Here is a 19,171-nt window from a genome sequence, read left to right on the forward strand (position 1 = left end):
CACACTTTTATATCACCTTATGAAATTAAGGCGGTGTCAATGACATCTTCATGAAGAATAAATGTCTGGACAGTAGCTTCGGCAACGTGCTCGTTACCATTATTGTCACTGAGCGTATTACTGCTACTTTCAGAAACAATATCATCCAGGTTAACATCGCCATTTTTAGTAGAAAAGGATTCAAGCAGAGATTTCACTAGTGTATTGTCTTCGCTCTCAGTATTTTTTATGTCCTGAGAAGAGAATATTTCCTGAGTGGCTTTAACGATCGCATTAATATCATCAAGACTGATTTCAGTCACTTTACCTTCAGAGAAGGAGTTTAGAACATCGCTGAACAGTTCCTTTATGACATCAAATGCTTTTCCTGGCGCTTCGAAAATGCTTTTAATAATATCAACACCTTCTTTGAAGATGGTGCCTATCGTAGAAATGATGTTATTAATAGCACCAAGCGGATCGGAAAGGAGACTCGACACATCATCAAATATCGGTTTAACCAACAGTTCAAATGGGTTTTTAATGAAGGCTTCAAAGAAAATATCGATAACGTCCTGGAAACCTGTCTTGATTGTCTGCAGATCCTGAGCAATCCCCTCGGTCACCGTACCAATAACATCGCTAATCGCATCAATGATCTTACCTGGAATGGATGTTACAGAGTTCCAAAGCGCTTCCACGGCGTTATTGAAGCTGTTTACCACCACGTCTTTTGCCAGTCCGATCCATTTGACCGGGTTAATCCAGTCAAAGAGTCCCATCTCAGAAACGGCTTCAGAAATGCCGCTCATGATCCCTTTGGAAACATCAGCAAAAGGAGAGAATACAATGTCTTTCGCCGTATCGATGACTGTCGTAATCACTTCCCAGATATCGCCCTTCACGTCCGTGAACAGCTTGATAATGCTTTTGGTGACAACACCCATCGCAGCAAAAGGAGCATTGACCATATCCCAGAGCATACCAGGAACGCCGTCAACGGTGTCCATCGTCTTACTGATGAAGTCGCTGATCATTTTAACCAGAGTGGAGCCTTTAATCTGATCGGCAATGTCAGTCACCACGGCAATCAGGTTTTTACCAAAATCGGTAATAGCTTCAAGGATGGATTTAGGCTGCTCATCTGACAATCCTTTGTCGATCGCATCCAGTCCGTTCATCTCAACAGTATCGAGATGGGCAGGTTTGTCAGCCACGTCGTCGTTGATTTTATCAATGCTTTCATTGGCAGTTTTCACCAGCTCGTTGGCAGCGTCAACGGCGGCTCTGGCTTCTTCAACAGCCTGATTAGCCTCTTTAATCGCCTGATTAACACTTCCAATCTGGTCGTGCTGATTGTTATCCAGAGCCTGCTGTTTAGCTGCTAATGCCGCCTCTAATTTAGCTTCTGCGCTCGCACGGGCCTGTTCCGCAGACTGCAATGCGGCATTGGCTTGTTCAATGGCTGTATTTGCCGCGTCAAGAGCCTCCAGATTCTCACGTGCTTCGTTCAGTGCATCGTCGATAGCATTGAGAACGCTCTGGTAAATAGCATCACCGGCAGCATTGATATTAGCGGTATCCACACCCAGCGATTCAGCAGTGGCAATTGCTTGCTGCAGCGCTTCTTTTGAGGGGGTTAATACGGCTTTAAACGCCGCAAGACTGGCTTGCGCAGCATCAATGTTAGCCTGGCCAGGGTGGGTTTTTGCCAGCGTTGCTGCGTTTAGCGCTGCACTGGATAACTCACTGATTTCCGGTGTCTGCATACTCAGCAGAGCTTTCATGGCATCCTGCGTGGCCGCTAATTTTTCGATCACTACATCGCTGCCTTTATCAGCATCGCTCATCTGTTTGAGTACGGCTTCGGCGTTTTTGGTATCCATTCCTTTGGCCGATGCCGCTTTAACAGCGTCGCTAAGTTGCTGATAACTTTGCTGGTATGCAGTAACAGCCCCTTTCAGTGCAGCATCCGCATTCGTTGCGGCCGTTTGCGTTGTGCTGTTTGGCGTGTCGCTCAATGCCTTTAAGGCTGCTTCGGCCTGCACAGTAGCCTGATCCAGCGTATTTTTGCTGCTTGCCAGTTCGACCTGAGCCTGAGTTAACTGCTCATCGTTGATTTCACTGCTGCCACCACTGCTTTCATCGCTGCTGTCAGAGGATTTTGACTTACCGCCACCACCGCTTTGGCTGGCAATGAGCGCGCCCACACCTGCCACACCTATTGCGCCAAGTACTACCGGTACTACCCAGCCAGCCAGTGGCGCATCAGCCCCTTCACTGACAACGTCTTCAGCACCGGGGGTTTTGGTAAAATTCATCCCCGCGAAGTTATCGGCATCATATTGTGCCTGGTAAAGAACGCCGCCGTCATCGATAACCAGTTTGTTTTTTTCAGCACCCGCTTTGAAGAACTCTTCAATCGTGATGTCTTCACCATTCTTTTGCAGAATAACGAGACTGTCATCAATCTGTTTAACGCCAACGATTTCGCTTTTTGCCAGCGACACCTTAACGGTCGAACCAGGGCTTAAAACCTTAACATCATGACTGGTTGTGGATAACGAAGATATTTTCCCTTTAGCGGGAATAATTTTCACCTTATACATTTTCATTTCCTATTCGTTAACAATGGTAATTATTGCACCGACGATACTAACGTACGCGCCAATAAATAGGAATCGTCCGAATAAATTTTAGGAATATAGCCCAGAATAAGGTAAAAAACCTTTAAATACATCATGTTGAAAATAACAGAACGAGAGTTACTTCTGTCCTTTTTAAGGGGTTAAATATTGTTAAATTAACTTTTGGTGTGTTTTTTTGAGACCCAAATCGAAATTAAAACAGGCTATTGAAATTTATCAATAGTAATTTTACTTAAGTATAAATTCCGTACTGAAATCAGCATGGTAATCAGCAGTGATAAAATTTATTATTTATAGAATAATTTGGAAATAATAAGAAAATAAATGGACCATTAAATCCGATAAACATAAAAAAAGGGAGACCAACAGCCTCCCTTTATTTGGCTTATGATTTTTTTACTGCCCGGCGATCTTCATCTCCGGAATAAGCACTGAGCCGCACTGGATATTGCTGCGGGTTTCGATATCACTGCCGACAGTGACCATGTTGCGCCACATATCTTTCAGGTTACCGGCAATAGTGATCTCGCTGACCGGGTACTGGATCTCGCCGTTCTCCACCCAGAAACCGGCTGCACCCCGGGAGTAATCACCCGTGATGCCGCTGACGCCCTGGCCCATCAGTTCTGTCACTACCAGCCCGGTCCCCATTTTCTTCAGCAGCTGCTCAAAGCTGTCACCCTGTCCGGCAATACGCCAGTTATGGATGCCACCTGCGTGACCGGTGCTTTGTAAACCGAGCTTGCGAGCTGAGTAGCTGGTCATCAACCAGGTTTGCAGCACGCCATCTTTAATGATTTCACGCTGTTTGGTACGCACCCCTTCGCTGTCAAAAGGCGTGGAAGCCAGCCCTTTCAGCAGGTGCGGCTGTTCCTGAATGGTCAGCCACTCTGGCAGAATTTGTTTGCCCAGCGAATCCAGCAGGAAGGTGGACTTGCGGTAGACGCTGCCACCGCTGATCGCGCCGACCAGATGGCCAAACAGGCCGGTTGCCACTTCGGCAGCGAAGATAACCGGTGCTTTCATGGTGGAAAGCTTACGCGGCGAGAGGCGTGAAAGCGTCCGCCGTGCGCACTCTTCCCCGACCCACTCTGGAGACTTCAGATCCTCAAACGCACGGCCGATGGTGTAGGCGTAGTTACGTTCCATATCGCCATCTGCTTCAGCAATTACGCTGCCGGAGAGTGAGTGGCGGCTGGAAGAGTACCCCTGGAGCATGCCGTGACTGTTGCCAAAGACTTTCATACCGATATGGCTATTGAAGCTGCCACCTTCGGTGTTGGTAATGCGCGGGTCGGCTTTCAGGGCAGCCTGTTCGGCGCGCGCTGCCAGCTCAATTGCCCGATCCGGATCCAGTTCGGTGGGATGAAACAGATCCAGATCCGGCGCATCAAATGCCAGCAGATCGCGATCCGCCACGCCAGCGTAAGGATCCGGTGAAGTGTAACGGGCAATGTCGATCGCCGCCTGCACTGTGCGCTTAATCGCATCCGGACTCAAATCGGTGGAAGAGGCACTGCCTTTACGATTCTGGTGATAAACGGTGATGCCTAAAGCACCATCGCTGTTAAATTCGACGTTTTCCACTTCGCCATAGCGGGTGCTGACGCTGATACCGGTGGTTTTGGTCACGGCGACTTCCGCCCCATCGGTGCTGGCTTTTGCCAGTTCGAGTGCTGTCGCTACCGCCTGTTCGAGGGTTTTACGCTGTTCTGCAACTTGGGAGAGTAATTTCATCGACCTACCATATAATTAACAGAGGGCTTCTCTGGCGTGCGTCAGACTGCCAGATTTCCGGACTCTTCAGTGTTTAGGGTTCATTTGAGTCTAACAGACTCAGAGAACAATTTCGCAGTAGCCTCGTAACCTGATAGCATTAGCCTCTTTTTTAGGGAGCCTCCCATGACCAAACAGCCCGACGATTGGCTCGATGATGTACCGGATAACGAAGAACAAGAAGACGATGAGATTATCTGGGTCAGTAAGAGTGAAATCAAACGTGATGCCGAGGAGCTGAAGCGCCTGGGTGCCGAACTGGTGGATCTGAGTAAAAATGCGCTAGACAGGATCCCGCTGGATGAAGATTTGCGTACTGCTATTGAGCTGGCGCAGAAGATCAAGAAGGAAGGCCGCCGCCGTCAGCTGCAGCTGATCGGGAAAATGCTGCGCTCGCGCGATGAAGATCCGATCCGCCAGGCGCTGGACAAGCTGAAGAACCGTCACAACCAGCAGGTTGCGCTGTTCCACAAACTTGAGATGCTGCGCGACCGTCTGGTGGCAGAAGGTGACGATGCCATGCCGGACGTGCTGAATCTGTATCCTGATGCTGACCGTCAGCAATTGCGCCAGATGATCCGTAACGCCCAGAAAGAGAAAGAAGCCAATAAGCCACCGAAAGCTTACCGCCAGATCTTCCAGTATCTGCGCGAGCTGGCTGAGGAGTGATCGACACGGGCGGGATCTGTTACTGCATCCCACCCGTGTGACTATCTCGTAAGGGCGGAATAAATTCCGCTCTTACGGCCGTTGCGGGGCTGAATGCTTTCGCCCCCCGCTTTTCCCCCTACTTCGCCAGCCGGTCCAGCAGTTTCTGATGGATGCCGCCAAAGCCGCCGTTGCTCATTACCAGAATGGTATCGCCAGGCTGCGCTGTTTTGGCGATCATCTCCACCAGCGTATCCACATCGGCACTCCAGTGTGCCGGCTGCACGCAGGCATCCGCCACTTCTGAAACCTGCCAGGGAATGTGATGCGGCTGGAACAGAAACACCTCATCCGCACGGGCCAGTGCCGGGGCGAGGTCATCCTTACTGATCCCCATTTTCATGGTGTTTGAGCGAGGCTCAAGCACCGCCAGGATCCGCGCCGTTCCGCCAACCTTGCTGCGCAAGGCGGTCATGGTTGCCAGGATAGCGGTCGGGTGGTGAGCGAAGTCATCATAAACCTTCACGCCGTTGGCTTCGCCACGCAGTTCAAGGCGACGGCGGGCGTTGATGAAGTCGTTCAATGCACGTCCGGCATCTTCCGGCTTCACGCCGACGTGGCGCGCTGCGGCAATCGCCATCATGCCGTTATGCATGTTGTGCTCGCCCACCAGCGCCCAGTTCACTTCAGCCACTTTCTCGCCATCCAGCCAGGCTTCCCACCGGGAAGCATCCGGCGTCAGCTTTTTCGCCTGCCAGTGGCCGCCATCGCCGACGCTCTCCTGCTCGCTCCAGCAGCCCATCGACAGCACCTGTTTCAGGTTGGCGTCGTGCTCTGGCACCAGGATCTTGCCGCTTCCCGGCACGATACGCACCAGATGATGGAATTGACGCTGAATGGCCCGCAGATCGTCAAAAATATCCGCGTGATCGAATTCAAGATTGTTGAGGATCAGCGTACGCGGGCAGTAATGCACGAATTTGGAACGCTTGTCGAAAAAGGCACAGTCGTACTCATCGGCCTCAATCACGAAGAATGGGCTTTTTCCTAAAGTTGCCGAAACGTCGAAATTTCCCGGTACACCACCGATCACAAAGCCCGGCTCAAGGCCGCAAGCCTGTAAAATCCATGCCGCCATCCCCGCCGTAGTGGTTTTTCCGTGGGTTCCTGCTACTGCCAGAACCCAGCGGTCTTTCAGCACAAAATCATGCAGCCACTGCGGCCCGGAGAGGTAAGGAATGTTGCGCTCAAGCACCGCTTCAACACAGGCATTTCCGCGGGTCATCGCGTTACCGATAATCACCAGATCGGGAGCAGGATCGAGCTGCGAAGCATCATAACCCTGAATTAAATCAATGCCTTGCTTCGCTAAAAGCGTGCTCATCGGCGGATAAACGTTGGCATCAGCGCCGGTGACTTCATGGCCCAGAGAACGGGCCAGCATTGCCAGACCGCCCATAAAAGTGCCGCAGATACCGAGGATATGAATACGCATAAAAGGTCCGTTTACTGGAATGTTCGGCGCACAGTGTACCGTCCTCATCGAGAGGAAGAAACGGATTTGCCCTATGTTCTTTGCCGTTCATTCGGCTAAACTGCGTACGCATACGTTGGCAGTTTGTTATACGAGCTGCTGTTCAACCGCAGATTCAGGGATTGTGTTATGAAAACGTTAGGCGAATTCATCGTCGAGAAGCAACACGACTTTCCTCACGCCACAGGTGAACTGACGGCACTGATTTCAGCCATCAAGCTGGGCGCGAAGATTATTCATCGCGACATCAATAAAGCCGGACTGGTCGATATTCTGGGAGCCAGTGGCGCTGAAAACATTCAGGGCGAGCAGCAGATGAAACTCGATCTGTTTGCCAATGAAAAACTCAAAGCTGCTCTGAAAGCGCGCGGCATTGTGGCAGGGATTGCGTCAGAGGAAGAAGATGAGATCGTGATCTTCGAAGGCGTTGAAAACGGGAAGTACGTGGTGTTGATGGATCCTCTGGACGGCTCCTCCAACATCGACGTAAACGTATCTGTCGGAACAATTTTCTCCATTTATCGCCGCATTACCCCGCCAGGCACGCCGGTCACTGAGGAAGATTTCCTGCAGCCGGGCAGCCAGCAAGTGGCCGCAGGCTATGTGGTTTACGGCTCGTCCACCATGCTGGTTTACACCACCGGCTGTGGTGTGCATGCCTTTACCTACGATCCGTCACTGGGCGTATTCTGCCTGAGCGCGGAGAAAATGGAGTTCCCTGAAAAGGGCTATACCTACTCCATTAACGAAGGAAACTATATTCGTTTCCCTCAGGGCGTGAAAAAATACCTGAAGTTCTGTCAGGAAGAAGATCAGCCCACCCACCGCCCTTATACCTCACGTTATATCGGCTCGCTGGTGGCGGACTTCCACCGCAACCTGCTTAAGGGCGGCATCTATCTCTATCCAAGCACCGCCAGCCACCCGAAAGGCAAGCTGCGCCTGCTGTATGAGTGCAACCCGATGGCGTTCCTCGCCGAACAGGCTGGTGGCAAAGCCAGTGATGGCGCAAACCGTATTCTGGACCTCGTGCCGGAAACGCTGCACCAGCGCTCGCCGTTCTTTGTCGGCAATACCGAAATGGTGGACGATCAGGAACGCTTCCTGCGTGAATTCCCGGACGCATAAAGCAAGAGTGGGCGATTGAAAAATCGCCCTGAAGAGGGTCGCCCCGGCCCTGTCAGCTTCATGCTTACAGGGCTTTTTTACCTCCGCCAGAAACCTACGCCATACTGACTTTAAACACCGCCATCGACTGCACCAGTTGCTGAGACTGCTCCTCCAGCGACTGAGTGGCCGTGGTTCGCGCACGAAGCAGGCTGTTGCTGGAAAGAAATAAGCTGTTCAGCTCAATTCCCTGAATCCGATTCACCACGTCCAGAGAACGGTTCCCTTTGTTGATGGCAATAATGCCCATAATGCTGACCACTAACAGCATCAGCGTCATAAGCGCTGATAAAACTAACAAACTGGTGCGTATTGATATCCTTTTAAGCATGATTTGGCGTCCCCCGACAGGCTGATTATCCCTATTCCCAAAAAAGCGAAGAGATTATCGGCAGGGGTGGTTTAAACATTCAGCACCAGTAATGTAAACTCCTCCGCCGCGACAGAGCCTGAAGGCGACCCGGCGGATAATCATGGGATGAAAGTAACAATTTATCAGAATTAATGTGATGTAATCGTTGCCAATGATAGTGAATATCACTGACAACACCCCTAACCACAAAAATGCTTAACAGTGCAATGTAAGGCAAATTTATTGGAGATTTCTGGCGATTACGCCAGTCTGAAACAAAAAAGGGCGATCTTTCGATCGCCCAAAAGGGATGATAAACACAGTGAGAGGGTACTACTGGTACTACGCGGCGGTGACCTTAAAGACTGCCATGGTCTGTACCAATTGCTGCGACTGCTCCTCCAGCGACTGAGTCGCTGCAGCAGCCTGTTCAACCAGCGCCGCATTTTGCTGCGCCATTTCATCCATTCGAGTAACCGCGACGTTAACCTGCTCTATACCGAGGCTCTGCTCCTGGGAAGCACTGGAGATCTCTTTCATCAGCACCGTCACCCGCGATACTTCGCTGGTAATCTCATCCATGGTTTCTCCAGCTTTGGTCGCCATTTGGGAGCCCTCGCTGACCCTGCTTTGCGATTCGGCGATCAGCTCGCGGATCTCTTTTGCCGCCGTCGCGCTGCGCTGGGCAAGAGTCCGGACCTCACCGGCCACCACTGCGAAGCCTCTGCCCTGCTCACCGGCGCGGGCCGCTTCCACGGAGGCGTTCAGCGCCAGAATGTTGGTCTGGAAGGCGATGCCATCAATCACGCCAAGGATGTCACCAATACGCTTCGAGCTGTTGGAGATCTCCTGCATTTTTTCCATCACGTAATTGACCACTTCGCTGCCACGATCGGCGCTGGAAGAGACGGAGCGCGCCAGCTGGTGCGCCTGGCTGGCGTTATCCGCATTGAGCTTCACGGTGGCCGTCAGCTGTTCCATGCTCGCGGCGGTCTGCTCCAGAGAAGCCGCCGACTCTTCCGTCCGCTGCGACAGGTCCAGGTTCCCGGCAGCAATTTCACGGCTGCCTACCTCGATTTGCAGGCTGGCATCGCGAACCTGCCCCACCGAATATTGCAGGGCGGTTTGCATTTCCGCCAGCGCGGAATTCAGGCGCCCCAGTTCATTTTTACCGCCTTCAGGCAGTTCCTGGGTTAGGTCACCTGAAGCGACAAATTCCAGACGCCCAATCGCCACATCCAGCGGTTTCAGCAGGATTTCACGCAGCACTATCCATGATCCGACCAGCAGGACTACCGTCAGAATGCCGCAAAAGACGATCAATGCGGTCAGGAGTTTCTTGTTCCATGCCGCTTCGGCCAGTTTCTGCTCGGTTGTTTCGTCAGCAAAGGTACGAAACTCTTCTACAGACTGAGTAAAAAGGGCATTCAGCGGCGTCAGTTTCTGCTCCAGCAATTGATAATAAGCATCGAGATTGCTGGCCTGCAGGGCATCGATCATTGGATCGATCCCTTCTGAGAGATACTTGTGATAATTGGTCAGCAACGCATCCGCCAGGACCTTGCCCCTGGCAGTCACCGTCCCGGCTTCCGTGAAGAGTTTGATCTCTTCGTTTGCCACTTTAACGAAACCATCCGCCCTGCCGATCACTGACATGGCCTGGTCAGCATTGCCTTTTTCCAGGTTCCTGGCGGCTAAAGCGGAGATAGTGCGGGTTCGTAACAGGTAAGTGCTGGCATTGAACAGGCTGTTCAGCTCCGTGCTCTGGATACGGTTAACCACATCCAGCGAGCTGTTGCCTTTGCTGATGGCCGTAATTCCCATCAGACTGACCACCAACAACATCAGCGTCATCGTGGCCAGCAGGATCATCAATCCTGTGCGTATTGAAAGTTTTTTAATCATGATCTGAAGGGTCCTTAATCAGGTAACGGTTGCAGAATCCATTAGTACAATTGGCTTATCGGACCGACGATCGTGACCTTTAGAGACCATCGGGACTGCAGAGACGCTGATTGGCGGAACGTTGATCCGGATCAATTTTCAATAATGATTAAGACAAATCAGCCATGCCCGGCTGCCCGATCGCAGCGGGTCGGCTGAAATCATCCGGGCAGCGATTGGCACGGTACTGGAGCATTCCTAAAGGCCAAAAAGGGGGGATACTTTCAGAATCAGTTGGCTATAATGAGCGTCACTTGACCAAGACTGCTATGTAAGGAATTGACCATGAGTTTGAACCAGGTTCCAGCGGGTAAAGATCTGCCAGAAGATATCTATGTCGTTATCGAGATCCCGGCCAATGCCGATCCGATCAAATATGAAGTCGACAAAGATTCCGGCACCCTGTTCGTTGACCGTTTTATGTCTACAGCGATGTTCTATCCGTGCAACTACGGTTACATCAACCACACCCTGTCTCTGGACGGTGACCCGGTAGACGTGCTGGTCCCAACTCCGTATCCGCTGCAGCCAGGCTCCGTGATCCGTTGCCGTCCGGTTGGCGTGCTGAAAATGACCGACGAGTCTGGCGAAGATGCCAAACTGGTTGCGGTTCCGCACACCAAACTGACCAAAGAGTACGATCACATCAAAGATGTGAACGACCTGCCAGAACTGCTGCGCGCGCAGATCACTCACTTCTTCGAGCAGTATAAAGCGCTGGAAAAAGGCAAATGGGTGAAAGTGGAAGGCTGGGACAACGCTGAAGCGGCTAAAGCTGAAATCGTGACCTCTTTCGAACGCGCTGCGAAGAAATAAGTTTTCTTCCGGCAAATAAAAACACCGCTCAATGAGCGGTGTTTTTATTTGCCGGAAGACGTCAGTCAGGATCCTGTTGATCGCGGAGCAGCCAGTCGCCGCTCTCTATGCGAAGCTTTCCTGCTACCGGACGTTGGTACACATAGAGCCAGGCGCTGCCGTAAGGCGTTTGTACCAGCTCGCGCTTGTACTCTCCGCCTTTAGTCCGGAGCGCGTCCAGCTCACCAAGGGTCGAGGCATCGATCCGGTAAACCTCACAATAAACCCGCCCGTTGCCCGCGACCACACCAGGGTAATGGCCCAGACTGTACAGCTCATAGCCGTCGATCTGGTGATCGCCCAGCCACTGGCCGTTGGTCATCCAGTGACTGTTGCCCTGCTTACGCCTCAGGCTACCGTAGACAATTATTCGCATTGCTAAAACTCAAACTGATAGAGCACATCGAGGGCCTGGTCTATGCCAGACACCGCTTCCAAATAGAGTTTGGGCATCAGGCGATAACGTAAGGTTAAGGTCGCCAGTGAATCAAATATGCCAACACCGTATTTTACCTGTAGACCCGGCAGCACATAGCCGCTGACCTGAACCTGCTGGCTGTCACCGACGCCAGTCGTATCCAGGGCAAGATTACTCACGCCGAAAGTCTCCCCGATTTTACCCACAACCTGCCCACTTTGTGCAAGCCCCAATCCAACAAGTGCTGAGGTTAATGCGCTGCTGTCGCTGCCGGAGGAGCCAAGGCCCTGTCCACGCAGCAGATATGACAGAGCTTCCTGCTGCGACATCGCCGGGTCAGAGAACACTTCCGCCTTTGGTTCATCCGCCAGCCCGGTCACGCGGACCCCGGCAGTGACATCATCTTCGGTCGCTTCCGGATTACGGATCGCCTCAATATTCAGGTAAGGCTGATCGGCTGGCCCGGCAAACTGCAGCTCCCCTTTACGCACAATCAGATCCTGCCCGTAAGCATGGAAGCGGCCCGACGGGATATTGATCTGCCCGTTAAGGCCCAGTCCCCTCCGGTCCTGCGCCAGCTTCAAATCGCCGTTCAGTTTGGCTTTCAGGCCAAATGCGCTGAGCCGCACGTCATCGCCAACGTGAATAACCAGGTTGCTGTTGATCGGGATTGAGGTGCTCTTCGGTGCAATCGGCTTGAGGTTTTTATCCAGCAGCACTTCATCAGGCGAGACACCCACCGCGCTTTGCGGAACTTCCTGCACGGTGATACGCGCCCACGGAATATCCACGCGACCGTTAAGATTGAACATTTCCGGCGTGGCTTCAAACACCAAATCCGGCGAGACATCCATGCGCACCATCGGCGGCACGGTCACGCGGATTTTGTCTCCTTTGGCGGCAATACGTGCCCGCCAGGCATCCAGTTGGCTCCAGTCGGCATCGCCATTCAGCGTCAGTTGCCCACGAGAAGTCTGGATCAGCCCTTCCAGCGTTGAACTCATGCCGTTAAAGATCATGTTCACGCTGGCAGTCGTGAGGTCGACAGGCATAAAGCTGCCTTCCACATCGACATTTTTCAGCCCCAGCTGGCCGAACACCTGCGGTTTCTGCAGGCTGCCGCCCAGACGAAGGTTGCTGTTCAGCATTCCGGCGACTTTTTCTCCCTGCATCAGCGCAGGATTAAGCAGCCCCAGATCCAGATTGGCGATGTTAACGTTACCGGAGAGCGTCCGCTTGCCCTGCGGATCGGCAATCTGCACGTTGCCATCCAGCTGACCGTTTTTTGCAATGCGGATCAGCCAGTCCAGCTGCGCCTTGCCATTGCGCAGCACTGCATTCAGATTCAGAGTATCAAACGCTACCGGCAGCGTGTTGCCCTGTACATCCTGTTCAACCTTCACACCGTTGCCTTTCAGCGAGACACGCCCCTGTGGCAGCGCACCGTCCGCGGTCCAGCTGACATCGGCATCGCCGGTAAACACGCCGCTGAGTTTGGTTGCATCACCGAGGAACGGTTTCGCCATCGCCAGATCGAAACGACTGAGCACCACTTTCGCATGGCCGGAAGGACCGGCTTCAATGGTCTGAGGCACGCAAAGCTGGGCGTTAGGGTTCTGCCAGCAGTGAGCGCCAATTGAGACGGTCTGTTTGCTGTTCAGGTAATCCAGCGCTATTGCCCGCGTTAAGCGCCATTCGCCGACTGGCGTATCGAAGCGTGTATTATTCAGAGTGCCCTGCCAGCGCTGCGCCTGTCGGTCAAAGCTGCCGTTAAGCTGCAGCTGCCCGGCCACCGGTTTGCCCTCAAGCGTCAGTTTCAGCTGATGCTGCTTTTCACTGCCGCTGGCGTCCAGACTCAGCTGTGAAATCTCCAGTGCATCCTGTTTCAGCTGATCGACACGCAGCGCCAGTTTGCCCTGGATCTGCTCGCCGGAACTGACATCGCCCTGCAGGGCCACGTGGCCGATACTCATCGCCTGCCAGCGCAAACCGGTTGCGGTCAGGTCAACCAGCAGCTGCGGCGTCTTCAGGTCGCCACGCGCTTTGACGGTGCCCTTCGCCACGCCGCCCAAGCCTGGCAGCGCGTTATCCAGATGCTGCGCATCGATATTAGCGTCCAGGTTCAGCTTGTCGCCCAGAGAGCCTTTCAGGTCAACATTGTTCCTTCCCAGCACCAGTTTGATGCCGGGGATATCCCACTGGTTATAGCTGTTGCCATAAAGGGAGCCATCGGCGGTCACTGCATTCTGCTTCACGTTGCCGCGCAGCTTGAGTTCCGGTACCCGCACCTGCCAGCTGCCGCCGTAAAGGCTGCCGCGCGTGGTTATTTTGCCCTCCAGCTTCGCTGGCCAGTCAGGATACTGCCGCGCCGTGTTAATGCCGGACAGCGTCAGCTCACTGCGCCAGCTGATGGCTTTGCTCCAGTCCACCAGCGCCGTCAGATCGGTACTGCCCTCCAGCGCGGCCAGGTGCAGTTTATCCAGCGAGAATTGTTCAACGTTCCCTTTGCCGTCCAGCGCCAGCGTGGCTGGCGGGATCGCCTGCCCTTTCAGCGCGGTCTTCAGCGACATCACGTAGTCCGTCGCTTTACCCTTAAAGCTGAAGTTGAAGTTATCTGCCTGATATTGCGTTTCTCCGGTCAGCGGCCAGCGTAGCTGAGGACTTTGCAGCGTCATCGACAACGGCAGCCCCGCTTCGGCCAGCCGGGTATTGGCGTCAAGCTGCACACGGACCGGGCCGGAGAGATTCACCGCCATGTTCAGTTGCTCACGAAGGCCGCCATTCAGGGTCATCTTGATCTTTTCGCCCTTGATCGGGTCGAGGTTTACCGTGCTGTACAGCGTGAAGCTGACCGGCCAGTTATCCGCCAGCGTCGCCTGCCCCTGAGCATTCAGCTGCCCCTGCGGCGAGTCCACGTCCAGCGTTTCCAGATGCAGCAGACGATCCTGGGTTTTGGCCTTCACTAACAGGCGATTCACCGCAATATCGGTATCGCCGGTAATGCGCAGCTGTTCGCCGAGGATCTGCTGGATATCCACATCCAGCGGCATTTTGAAATCAGGCAGGCCCGGCAGCAGCGGTTTGGCGAACAGCGCTTTCAGCGTCTCGCCCAGCGGTGGTTCCTCCGGTTTTGGCTGCGTCACTTTCGGCTGTACCACCTGCTCCTCTGCCACTTTGGCCGCTTTTGGCAAGGCAATCAGCAGCCCCTGAATATGGGTTGGCGTCAGGGTGAGCGCACGCTGCTGCCAGCTGATACCGGAGGTGAAATCCGCCAGCGAAATCGCCGTGTCGTCCACTTTCACGTTGATGTTATGCAGAGCCAGGTTGCGCAGGGTGATGGGATAAGGCGTGCTCAGATCGCCGGAGGATTTCTCCTGTTCCACCGGCGCTGGAGCCGCAGGGGCCATCTTCTTACTATCCACCACCACGTTGACGTCCTTCAGCGAAAGATCGTTAACGCAGAACGCACTGTTTTTCAGGCATCCCAGCCGGACAGCGAGACGGAACTCACCCGCATTGACCGTGACGCCGGGCATTTCATACTGCACGCCCGTCAGCCGGAGGTCTCGCCAGCCGCCCTCCACCTGTTTGATTGACAGACCCGGCACCCAGCGTGCCGCCCCGTTCAGCAACAGGTGCAGACCTGGTGTGGTACCAATTAAAAACGCGATGCCGCCCAGCAGCACCAGCAGGAAGATCAGGATGCCAATCAGAACCTTTTTCCAGCGACTCATAGTTCAGGCCCCAATCCGATATAAAACTGTATGTCCCGGTTTTCGTCATCGCCAATCGGCCGCGCGATATCCAGCTTGATTGGCCCGACTGGTGACTGCCAGCGCACGCCAAAACCGGCACCGGTTTTGAAATCACTCTGTCTGATATCGTTCACCGCTTCTCCGGAATCGACAAACACCGCGCCCCACCACCTGCCGGTCACGTTGTACTGATACTCCAGCGAGCCGGTGGCCAGTTTGGAGGCCCCGGTCAGCTTGCCGTCATCATCCCTTGGGGAGATGCCTTTGTATTTGTAGCCACGAATGCTGCGGTCACCACCGGCGAAGAAACGCAGATCCGGCGGAACCTTATCGAAGTCATTCGTTTCAATCCAGCCGAGGTTCCCCCGCACCACAAAGCGGTGTTTTTCAGCCAGCGTACGGATCCAGACGTTCTGGGCCTGCGCCACAGTGAAATCAATATCCGATCCCCAGCTGGTGTCAGAAACATCCACTGAATACCGCTGCGAATCTCCCCAGTCCGGCATCAGGCCACCGCGTGAGCGGGTACGGTTGATGCTCACGCCAGGGTAAATCAGCATCGTGGTGTTGGTGACGTCGGCCTGGGTAAAGTGATCGAGGCTCCAGCGCAGGTTAATGGCACGCTGCCAGCCGGATGAAGATTCCCAGTAGCGGGAAGCCGCCAGAGTTGAGGAGTCGGCTTTGGTGTCGTTAAGGTCGGTTCTTTTCAGGCCGCCCTGCAGCAGGTAATACTGCTCAATCGGGGCTTTCAGCAGTGGGATCTTATAACTGAAATCCAGCTGCTGTTCAGGGGCAGAAATATTGGCGCTGGTGCTGAAGCTGTGACCATAAGAGTTAACCCACGGCCTTCTCCATGTGGCTTTCACTCGCGGGCCAACGTCGGTGGCGTAGCCTACCCCGGCTTCAATGGTGTTTTCCGTGCGCGGGCTGACCACACCGTGCAGCGGCAGGACCTTGATTGCACGTCCTGCATCGAATTGAGGCGCGACAACCACGGAGTTGAACCAGCCGGTGGCAGACAGGCGGCGGTTAAGCTCGGCCAGGTCCCGGGAGCTGTAGTAATCGTCCTTTTTAAAAGGCACCAGGTTTTGCAGATATTCTTCGCGGATTTGCGAACCTTCAAAGGTGACATCGCCAAAGCGGTAGCGGTCGCCGCTGTTGTAATCGATATCCCAGAAGGCTTCCCGCCGGTCGACGGAAACGCCAAGCTGGCTTTTGGTATAGTCGGCATCGAAGTAGCCTTTGCGCAGCGCCATATTGCTCAGAGAGCTTTTAAAGCTGTCATAGTCGCCATGATTCAGTACCTTGCCGATTTTGCCGCGGCCGGTGCTCCGCAGCGCCAGGTAGTCTGGATCTTTGCTCGCCCCACCACGGAAAATCACCGTTTCTCCCGCCAGCTTGACTGGTTCGCCCGGTGTGACTTTTGTCAGCAGAACCGGACGCTTACCGCCCTCAGGCGGAGGCTGCAGCTCGAACTCAATGGTCGGTTCGTAATAGCCCAGCGCCTTCAGGCCTTCTTTAACGGCTTCGCTGACGCGCGCACGAAAACGCCCGTCGGAAGAAACTTCATCGCTGGAGATAGTGGAGAGCCGCGCACGGACGTTACTTTGTAATTCCCCAGATAATCCAGTCACCTGCAAACGCACGGTCGCTGCCTGAGCGACGGGTGCAGCGGCGATCAGACAAAACATGCAATACACATGAATTCGTGGCACGCTAACTCCTGATTTTGTGGCCGGCCCTGATTCCAGATGGGCACAACGTCTTCTGTAATTTGATCAAAATGGCCTGGGATCCTAAGCCTGACAATGTTTTCGCCGACCCGGACCTCTTTTTACTGGTAAAGCCAAATTTTTGACATATTGTGTGCAAAGAATCGACACGATACAACACAGGATCGTGACCGAATGTAACGCCAGGACCTTTTGCGTCCTACAGTCGGATTAATCCTGGTGCCTTTGCCAGTTCCGGGTGAGAATTGATTCGCAGTTAAGCGCCGCAATTGTAAGCAATCGTCTCCACAGCTATACTCCACCACACAGGCCGCCTGACGGTCTGTCTGAATTCTGCCCCGGCGCGTCAGCCGAACAGGGCAGACATTTTTGGCACGGATAGCCCATATTCACTGAACGGGACAAACTTACGCAGATCCTCACACGCTGCCCAGGCCAAAAATGACAAGTGATTAACCCAGGGCCACGGCGTTTTCCCCTGAAAGCGACTGAATGAGCCATTTTATGGATGTTTTATGTTAGACAGCTTGCTTGTCATCTTACTGCTGATCGCGGTCAGCTCATTTTTTTCCCTTTCAGAAATCTCTCTGGCAGCAGCGCGCAAAATCAAGCTGAAGCTGCTGGCGGATGAAGGGAACATCAACGCCCAGCGCGTGCTGAATATGCAGGAAACACCGGGCATGTTTTTCACCGTGGTGCAGATTGGCCTCAACGCGGTCGCTATCCTTGGCGGTATCGTGGGTGACTCTGCCTTTTCACCGGTATTCCAGAAATTATTTGAAGGCAGAGTCAGCGCGGAGCTGGCGGAACAGCTGAGCTTTATCTGCTCCTTCACCCTGGTCACCAGCCTGTTTATTCTGTTTGCTGACCTTTTCCCAAAGCGTCTGGGGATGATCGCCCCGGAAGTTGTCGCGCTGAAAATCATCAACCCGATGCGCTTCTGCCTGCTGGTCTTCCGTCCGCTGGTGTGGTTCTTTAACGGCGGTGCCAACATTATTTTCCGCCTGCTGAAAATTCCCTTAGTGCGCAAGGACGACATCACTTCAGATGACATCTATGCCGTGTTTGAAGCCGGCGCTCTGGCAGGCGTGTTGCGTAAGCAGGAGCATGAACTGATTGAGAACGTGTTCGAGCTGGAATCCCGTACCGTGCCCTCCTCCATGACCTCGCGCGAGAACGTGGTGTGGTTTGACCTGCACGAAGACGAGGCCAGCCTGAAGGAGAAAATTGCCAACCATCCGCACTCCAAGTTCCTGGTTTGTAACGAAGATATCGACCACATTATTGGTTATGTTGACTCCAAAGAGCTGCTGCTCCGGGTGCTGGGGAATCAGAGCATGGCGCTGAACAGCGGCGTGCAGATCCGCTCGGCGCTGATAGTGCCGGACACGCTGACGCTGTCAGAAGCGCTCGAAAGTTTTAAAACCGCCGGTGAAGACTTTGCGGTGATTATGAATGAGTACGCGCTGGTGGTGGGCATCATCACCCTGAACGATGTGATGACCACGCTGATGGGCGACCTGGTCGGGCAGGGCATGGAAGAGCAGATTGTCGCGCGTGACGAGAATTCATGGCTGGTGGAAGGCGGTACGCCAATTGATGACGTGATGCGCGTGCTGGACATTGACGAATTCCCGCAGTCCGGCAACTACGAAACCATCGGCGGCTTTATGATGTTTATGCTGCGTAAAATCCCTAAGCGTACCGACTTCGTTAAGTTCCACGGCTATAAGTTCGAGGTGGTGGATATCGATAGCTACCGTATCGATCAGCTGCTGGTAACCCGTATTGAGGCCCGCCCGACGGCGGCAAGTGCGGTGCTGAGTAAAACGGCGGAAGAGTAGCGGAATGATTGCCTGCCATTCGGTCTGTATGAAGTGAGAGGCTGAACAGCCTGACAAAAAGGCGCGAAGTTTCGCGCCTTAGTTTTATCAGTTAAATTCGGTCTGCAGACGCAGCACCTGACGATTCACTTCTGACATCACGCTGTAGTGCTGTTTATCTTTAATGCGTGGGATCAGAATCTTACCTTTATCAAATTCAAATGCGCCTACGTCTTTGATGTACAACCTGCCACGAAACAGGGTCTTCACGTATTTGGCTACCTGCAGCGGATTATATCGCTGAAAGATTTTCATTCTGGTTCTACTCCTGAAAAATGATGCGTGCTGCGTCGTGTCCAAACTCGGTACGAATCCTTGCAGCGCAAACTGCATTCACTATAGACCAATATCGGTTTCCTGAAGTCTGAAATTGAATTTTTTTACTGTGTTTACATATTATGACAGTATGCTCTGTCATCCGGACACGAGATAACAGTATAAACCTTCAATCCTCAGGGAATTGTGCAGTGTGTTGCAAA

At 53.4% G+C, this 19,171-nt stretch carries 12 protein-coding genes and 1 pseudogene; 4 read left to right on the forward strand and 9 right to left on the reverse strand.

Features of this window, described 5'->3' with window-relative positions:
- Positions 1-17: 17 nt before the first annotated feature.
- A complete protein-coding gene (locus AC3Y5R_RS13960) occupies positions 18-2,588 on the reverse strand; it encodes a BapA/Bap/LapF family prefix-like domain-containing protein (protein WP_489921849.1) in 2,571 nt (856 codons plus the stop codon).
- Positions 2,589-3,023: 435 nt separating this feature from the next.
- Positions 3,024-4,364, reverse strand: coding sequence for a metalloprotease PmbA (gene pmbA, locus AC3Y5R_RS13965; RefSeq protein WP_489921850.1), 1,341 nt, complete (start codon positions 4,362-4,364; stop codon positions 3,024-3,026).
- Between the two features lie 165 nt (positions 4,365-4,529).
- On the opposite strand from pmbA, the gene yjgA reads away from it, so the two are divergent.
- Complete coding sequence (gene yjgA / locus AC3Y5R_RS13970; RefSeq protein ID WP_158781243.1) at positions 4,530-5,072, forward strand: ribosome biogenesis factor YjgA; 543 nt, start codon at positions 4,530-4,532, stop codon at positions 5,070-5,072.
- 118 nt (positions 5,073-5,190) lie between these two features.
- On the opposite strand, the gene mpl is transcribed toward yjgA, so the two are convergent.
- Entirely contained in the window at positions 5,191-6,546 is a 1,356-nt protein-coding gene (mpl, locus tag AC3Y5R_RS13975) for a UDP-N-acetylmuramate:L-alanyl-gamma-D-glutamyl-meso-diaminopimelate ligase (RefSeq protein ID WP_489921851.1), read from the reverse strand.
- 168 nt (positions 6,547-6,714) lie between these two features.
- Here mpl and fbp point away from each other — a divergent pair, with 168 nt between their 5' ends.
- On the forward strand, positions 6,715-7,713 hold the full coding sequence (fbp, locus tag AC3Y5R_RS13980) for a class 1 fructose-bisphosphatase (RefSeq protein ID WP_158781239.1): 999 nt from the start codon (positions 6,715-6,717) through the stop codon (positions 7,711-7,713).
- Positions 7,714-7,861: 148 nt separating this feature from the next.
- Here the strand turns inward: fbp and AC3Y5R_RS13985 are convergent.
- A pseudogene (locus AC3Y5R_RS13985) lies at positions 7,862-8,083 on the reverse strand (Tar ligand binding domain-containing protein); the annotation flags it as partial.
- Positions 8,084-8,446: 363 nt separating this feature from the next.
- Positions 8,447-10,009, reverse strand: coding sequence for a methyl-accepting chemotaxis protein (locus tag AC3Y5R_RS13990; RefSeq protein WP_489921852.1), 1,563 nt, complete (start codon positions 10,007-10,009; stop codon positions 8,447-8,449).
- Positions 10,010-10,333: 324 nt separating this feature from the next.
- Here AC3Y5R_RS13990 and ppa point away from each other — a divergent pair, with 324 nt between their 5' ends.
- Complete coding sequence (ppa, locus tag AC3Y5R_RS13995) at positions 10,334-10,864, forward strand: inorganic diphosphatase (protein ID WP_158781235.1); 531 nt, start codon at positions 10,334-10,336, stop codon at positions 10,862-10,864.
- 61 nt (positions 10,865-10,925) lie between these two features.
- On the opposite strand, the gene AC3Y5R_RS14000 is transcribed toward ppa, so the two are convergent.
- Genes AC3Y5R_RS14000 through tamA form a run of 3 tightly spaced genes read right to left on the reverse strand, consistent with a single transcriptional unit; the run spans position 10,926 to position 16,767 of the window.
- Complete coding sequence (locus tag AC3Y5R_RS14000; protein ID WP_158781233.1) at positions 10,926-11,279, reverse strand: gamma-glutamylcyclotransferase family protein; 354 nt, start codon at positions 11,277-11,279, stop codon at positions 10,926-10,928.
- A 2-nt stretch (positions 11,280-11,281) separates the two neighbouring features.
- Positions 11,282-15,055: an autotransporter assembly complex protein TamB gene (gene tamB, locus AC3Y5R_RS14005; protein WP_489921853.1), complete on the reverse strand. Its 3,774-nt coding sequence runs from the start codon at positions 15,053-15,055 to the stop codon at positions 11,282-11,284.
- Positions 15,052-16,767 carry an autotransporter assembly complex protein TamA gene (tamA, locus tag AC3Y5R_RS14010; RefSeq protein ID WP_489921890.1) on the reverse strand — a complete coding sequence of 572 codons (1,716 nt, stop codon included), beginning with the start codon at positions 16,765-16,767 and terminating at the stop codon, positions 15,052-15,054. The genes tamB and tamA overlap by 4 nt, the downstream gene beginning before the upstream one ends.
- A gap of 557 nt (positions 16,768-17,324) precedes the next feature.
- Here tamA and paeA point away from each other — a divergent pair.
- The gene (gene paeA / locus AC3Y5R_RS14015; protein ID WP_158781229.1) at positions 17,325-18,653 is read left to right on the forward strand and encodes a polyamine export protein PaeA; all 1,329 of its coding nucleotides are present in this window, start codon (positions 17,325-17,327) and stop codon (positions 18,651-18,653) included.
- A gap of 87 nt (positions 18,654-18,740) precedes the next feature.
- Here paeA and AC3Y5R_RS14020 read toward each other — a convergent pair whose 3' ends face one another.
- Positions 18,741-18,947 carry a DUF1107 domain-containing protein gene (locus tag AC3Y5R_RS14020; protein WP_052898849.1) on the reverse strand — a complete coding sequence of 69 codons (207 nt, stop codon included), beginning with the start codon at positions 18,945-18,947 and terminating at the stop codon, positions 18,741-18,743.
- Positions 18,948-19,171 lie beyond the last annotated feature (224 nt).

The sequence above is a fragment of the Erwinia sp. 009765445 genome, assembly GCF_058137865.1.

Excerpts from the sequence above, each read along its gene's own strand:
- AC3Y5R_RS13960 (WP_489921849.1), bottom strand. The coding sequence starts at position 2,588 with ATGTATAAGGTGAAAATTATTCCCGCTAAAGGGAAAATATCTTCGTTA.
- AC3Y5R_RS14020 (WP_052898849.1), bottom strand. The coding sequence starts at position 18,947 with ATGAAAATCTTTCAGCGATATAATCCGCTGCAGGTAGCCAAATACGTG.
- tamB (WP_489921853.1), bottom strand. The coding sequence starts at position 15,055 with ATGAGTCGCTGGAAAAAGGTTCTGATTGGCATCCTGATCTTCCTGCTG.
- ppa (WP_158781235.1), top strand. The coding sequence starts at position 10,334 with ATGAGTTTGAACCAGGTTCCAGCGGGTAAAGATCTGCCAGAAGATATC.
- AC3Y5R_RS13990 (WP_489921852.1), bottom strand. The coding sequence starts at position 10,009 with ATGATTAAAAAACTTTCAATACGCACAGGATTGATGATCCTGCTGGCC.
- paeA (WP_158781229.1), top strand. The coding sequence starts at position 17,325 with ATGTTAGACAGCTTGCTTGTCATCTTACTGCTGATCGCGGTCAGCTCA.
- pmbA (WP_489921850.1), bottom strand. The coding sequence starts at position 4,364 with ATGAAATTACTCTCCCAAGTTGCAGAACAGCGTAAAACCCTCGAACAG.
- yjgA (WP_158781243.1), top strand. The coding sequence starts at position 4,530 with ATGACCAAACAGCCCGACGATTGGCTCGATGATGTACCGGATAACGAA.
- tamA (WP_489921890.1), bottom strand. The coding sequence starts at position 16,767 with ATGTTTTGTCTGATCGCCGCTGCACCCGTCGCTCAGGCAGCGACCGTG.
- AC3Y5R_RS14000 (WP_158781233.1), bottom strand. The coding sequence starts at position 11,279 with ATGCGAATAATTGTCTACGGTAGCCTGAGGCGTAAGCAGGGCAACAGT.
- fbp (WP_158781239.1), top strand. The coding sequence starts at position 6,715 with ATGAAAACGTTAGGCGAATTCATCGTCGAGAAGCAACACGACTTTCCT.
- mpl (WP_489921851.1), bottom strand. The coding sequence starts at position 6,546 with ATGCGTATTCATATCCTCGGTATCTGCGGCACTTTTATGGGCGGTCTG.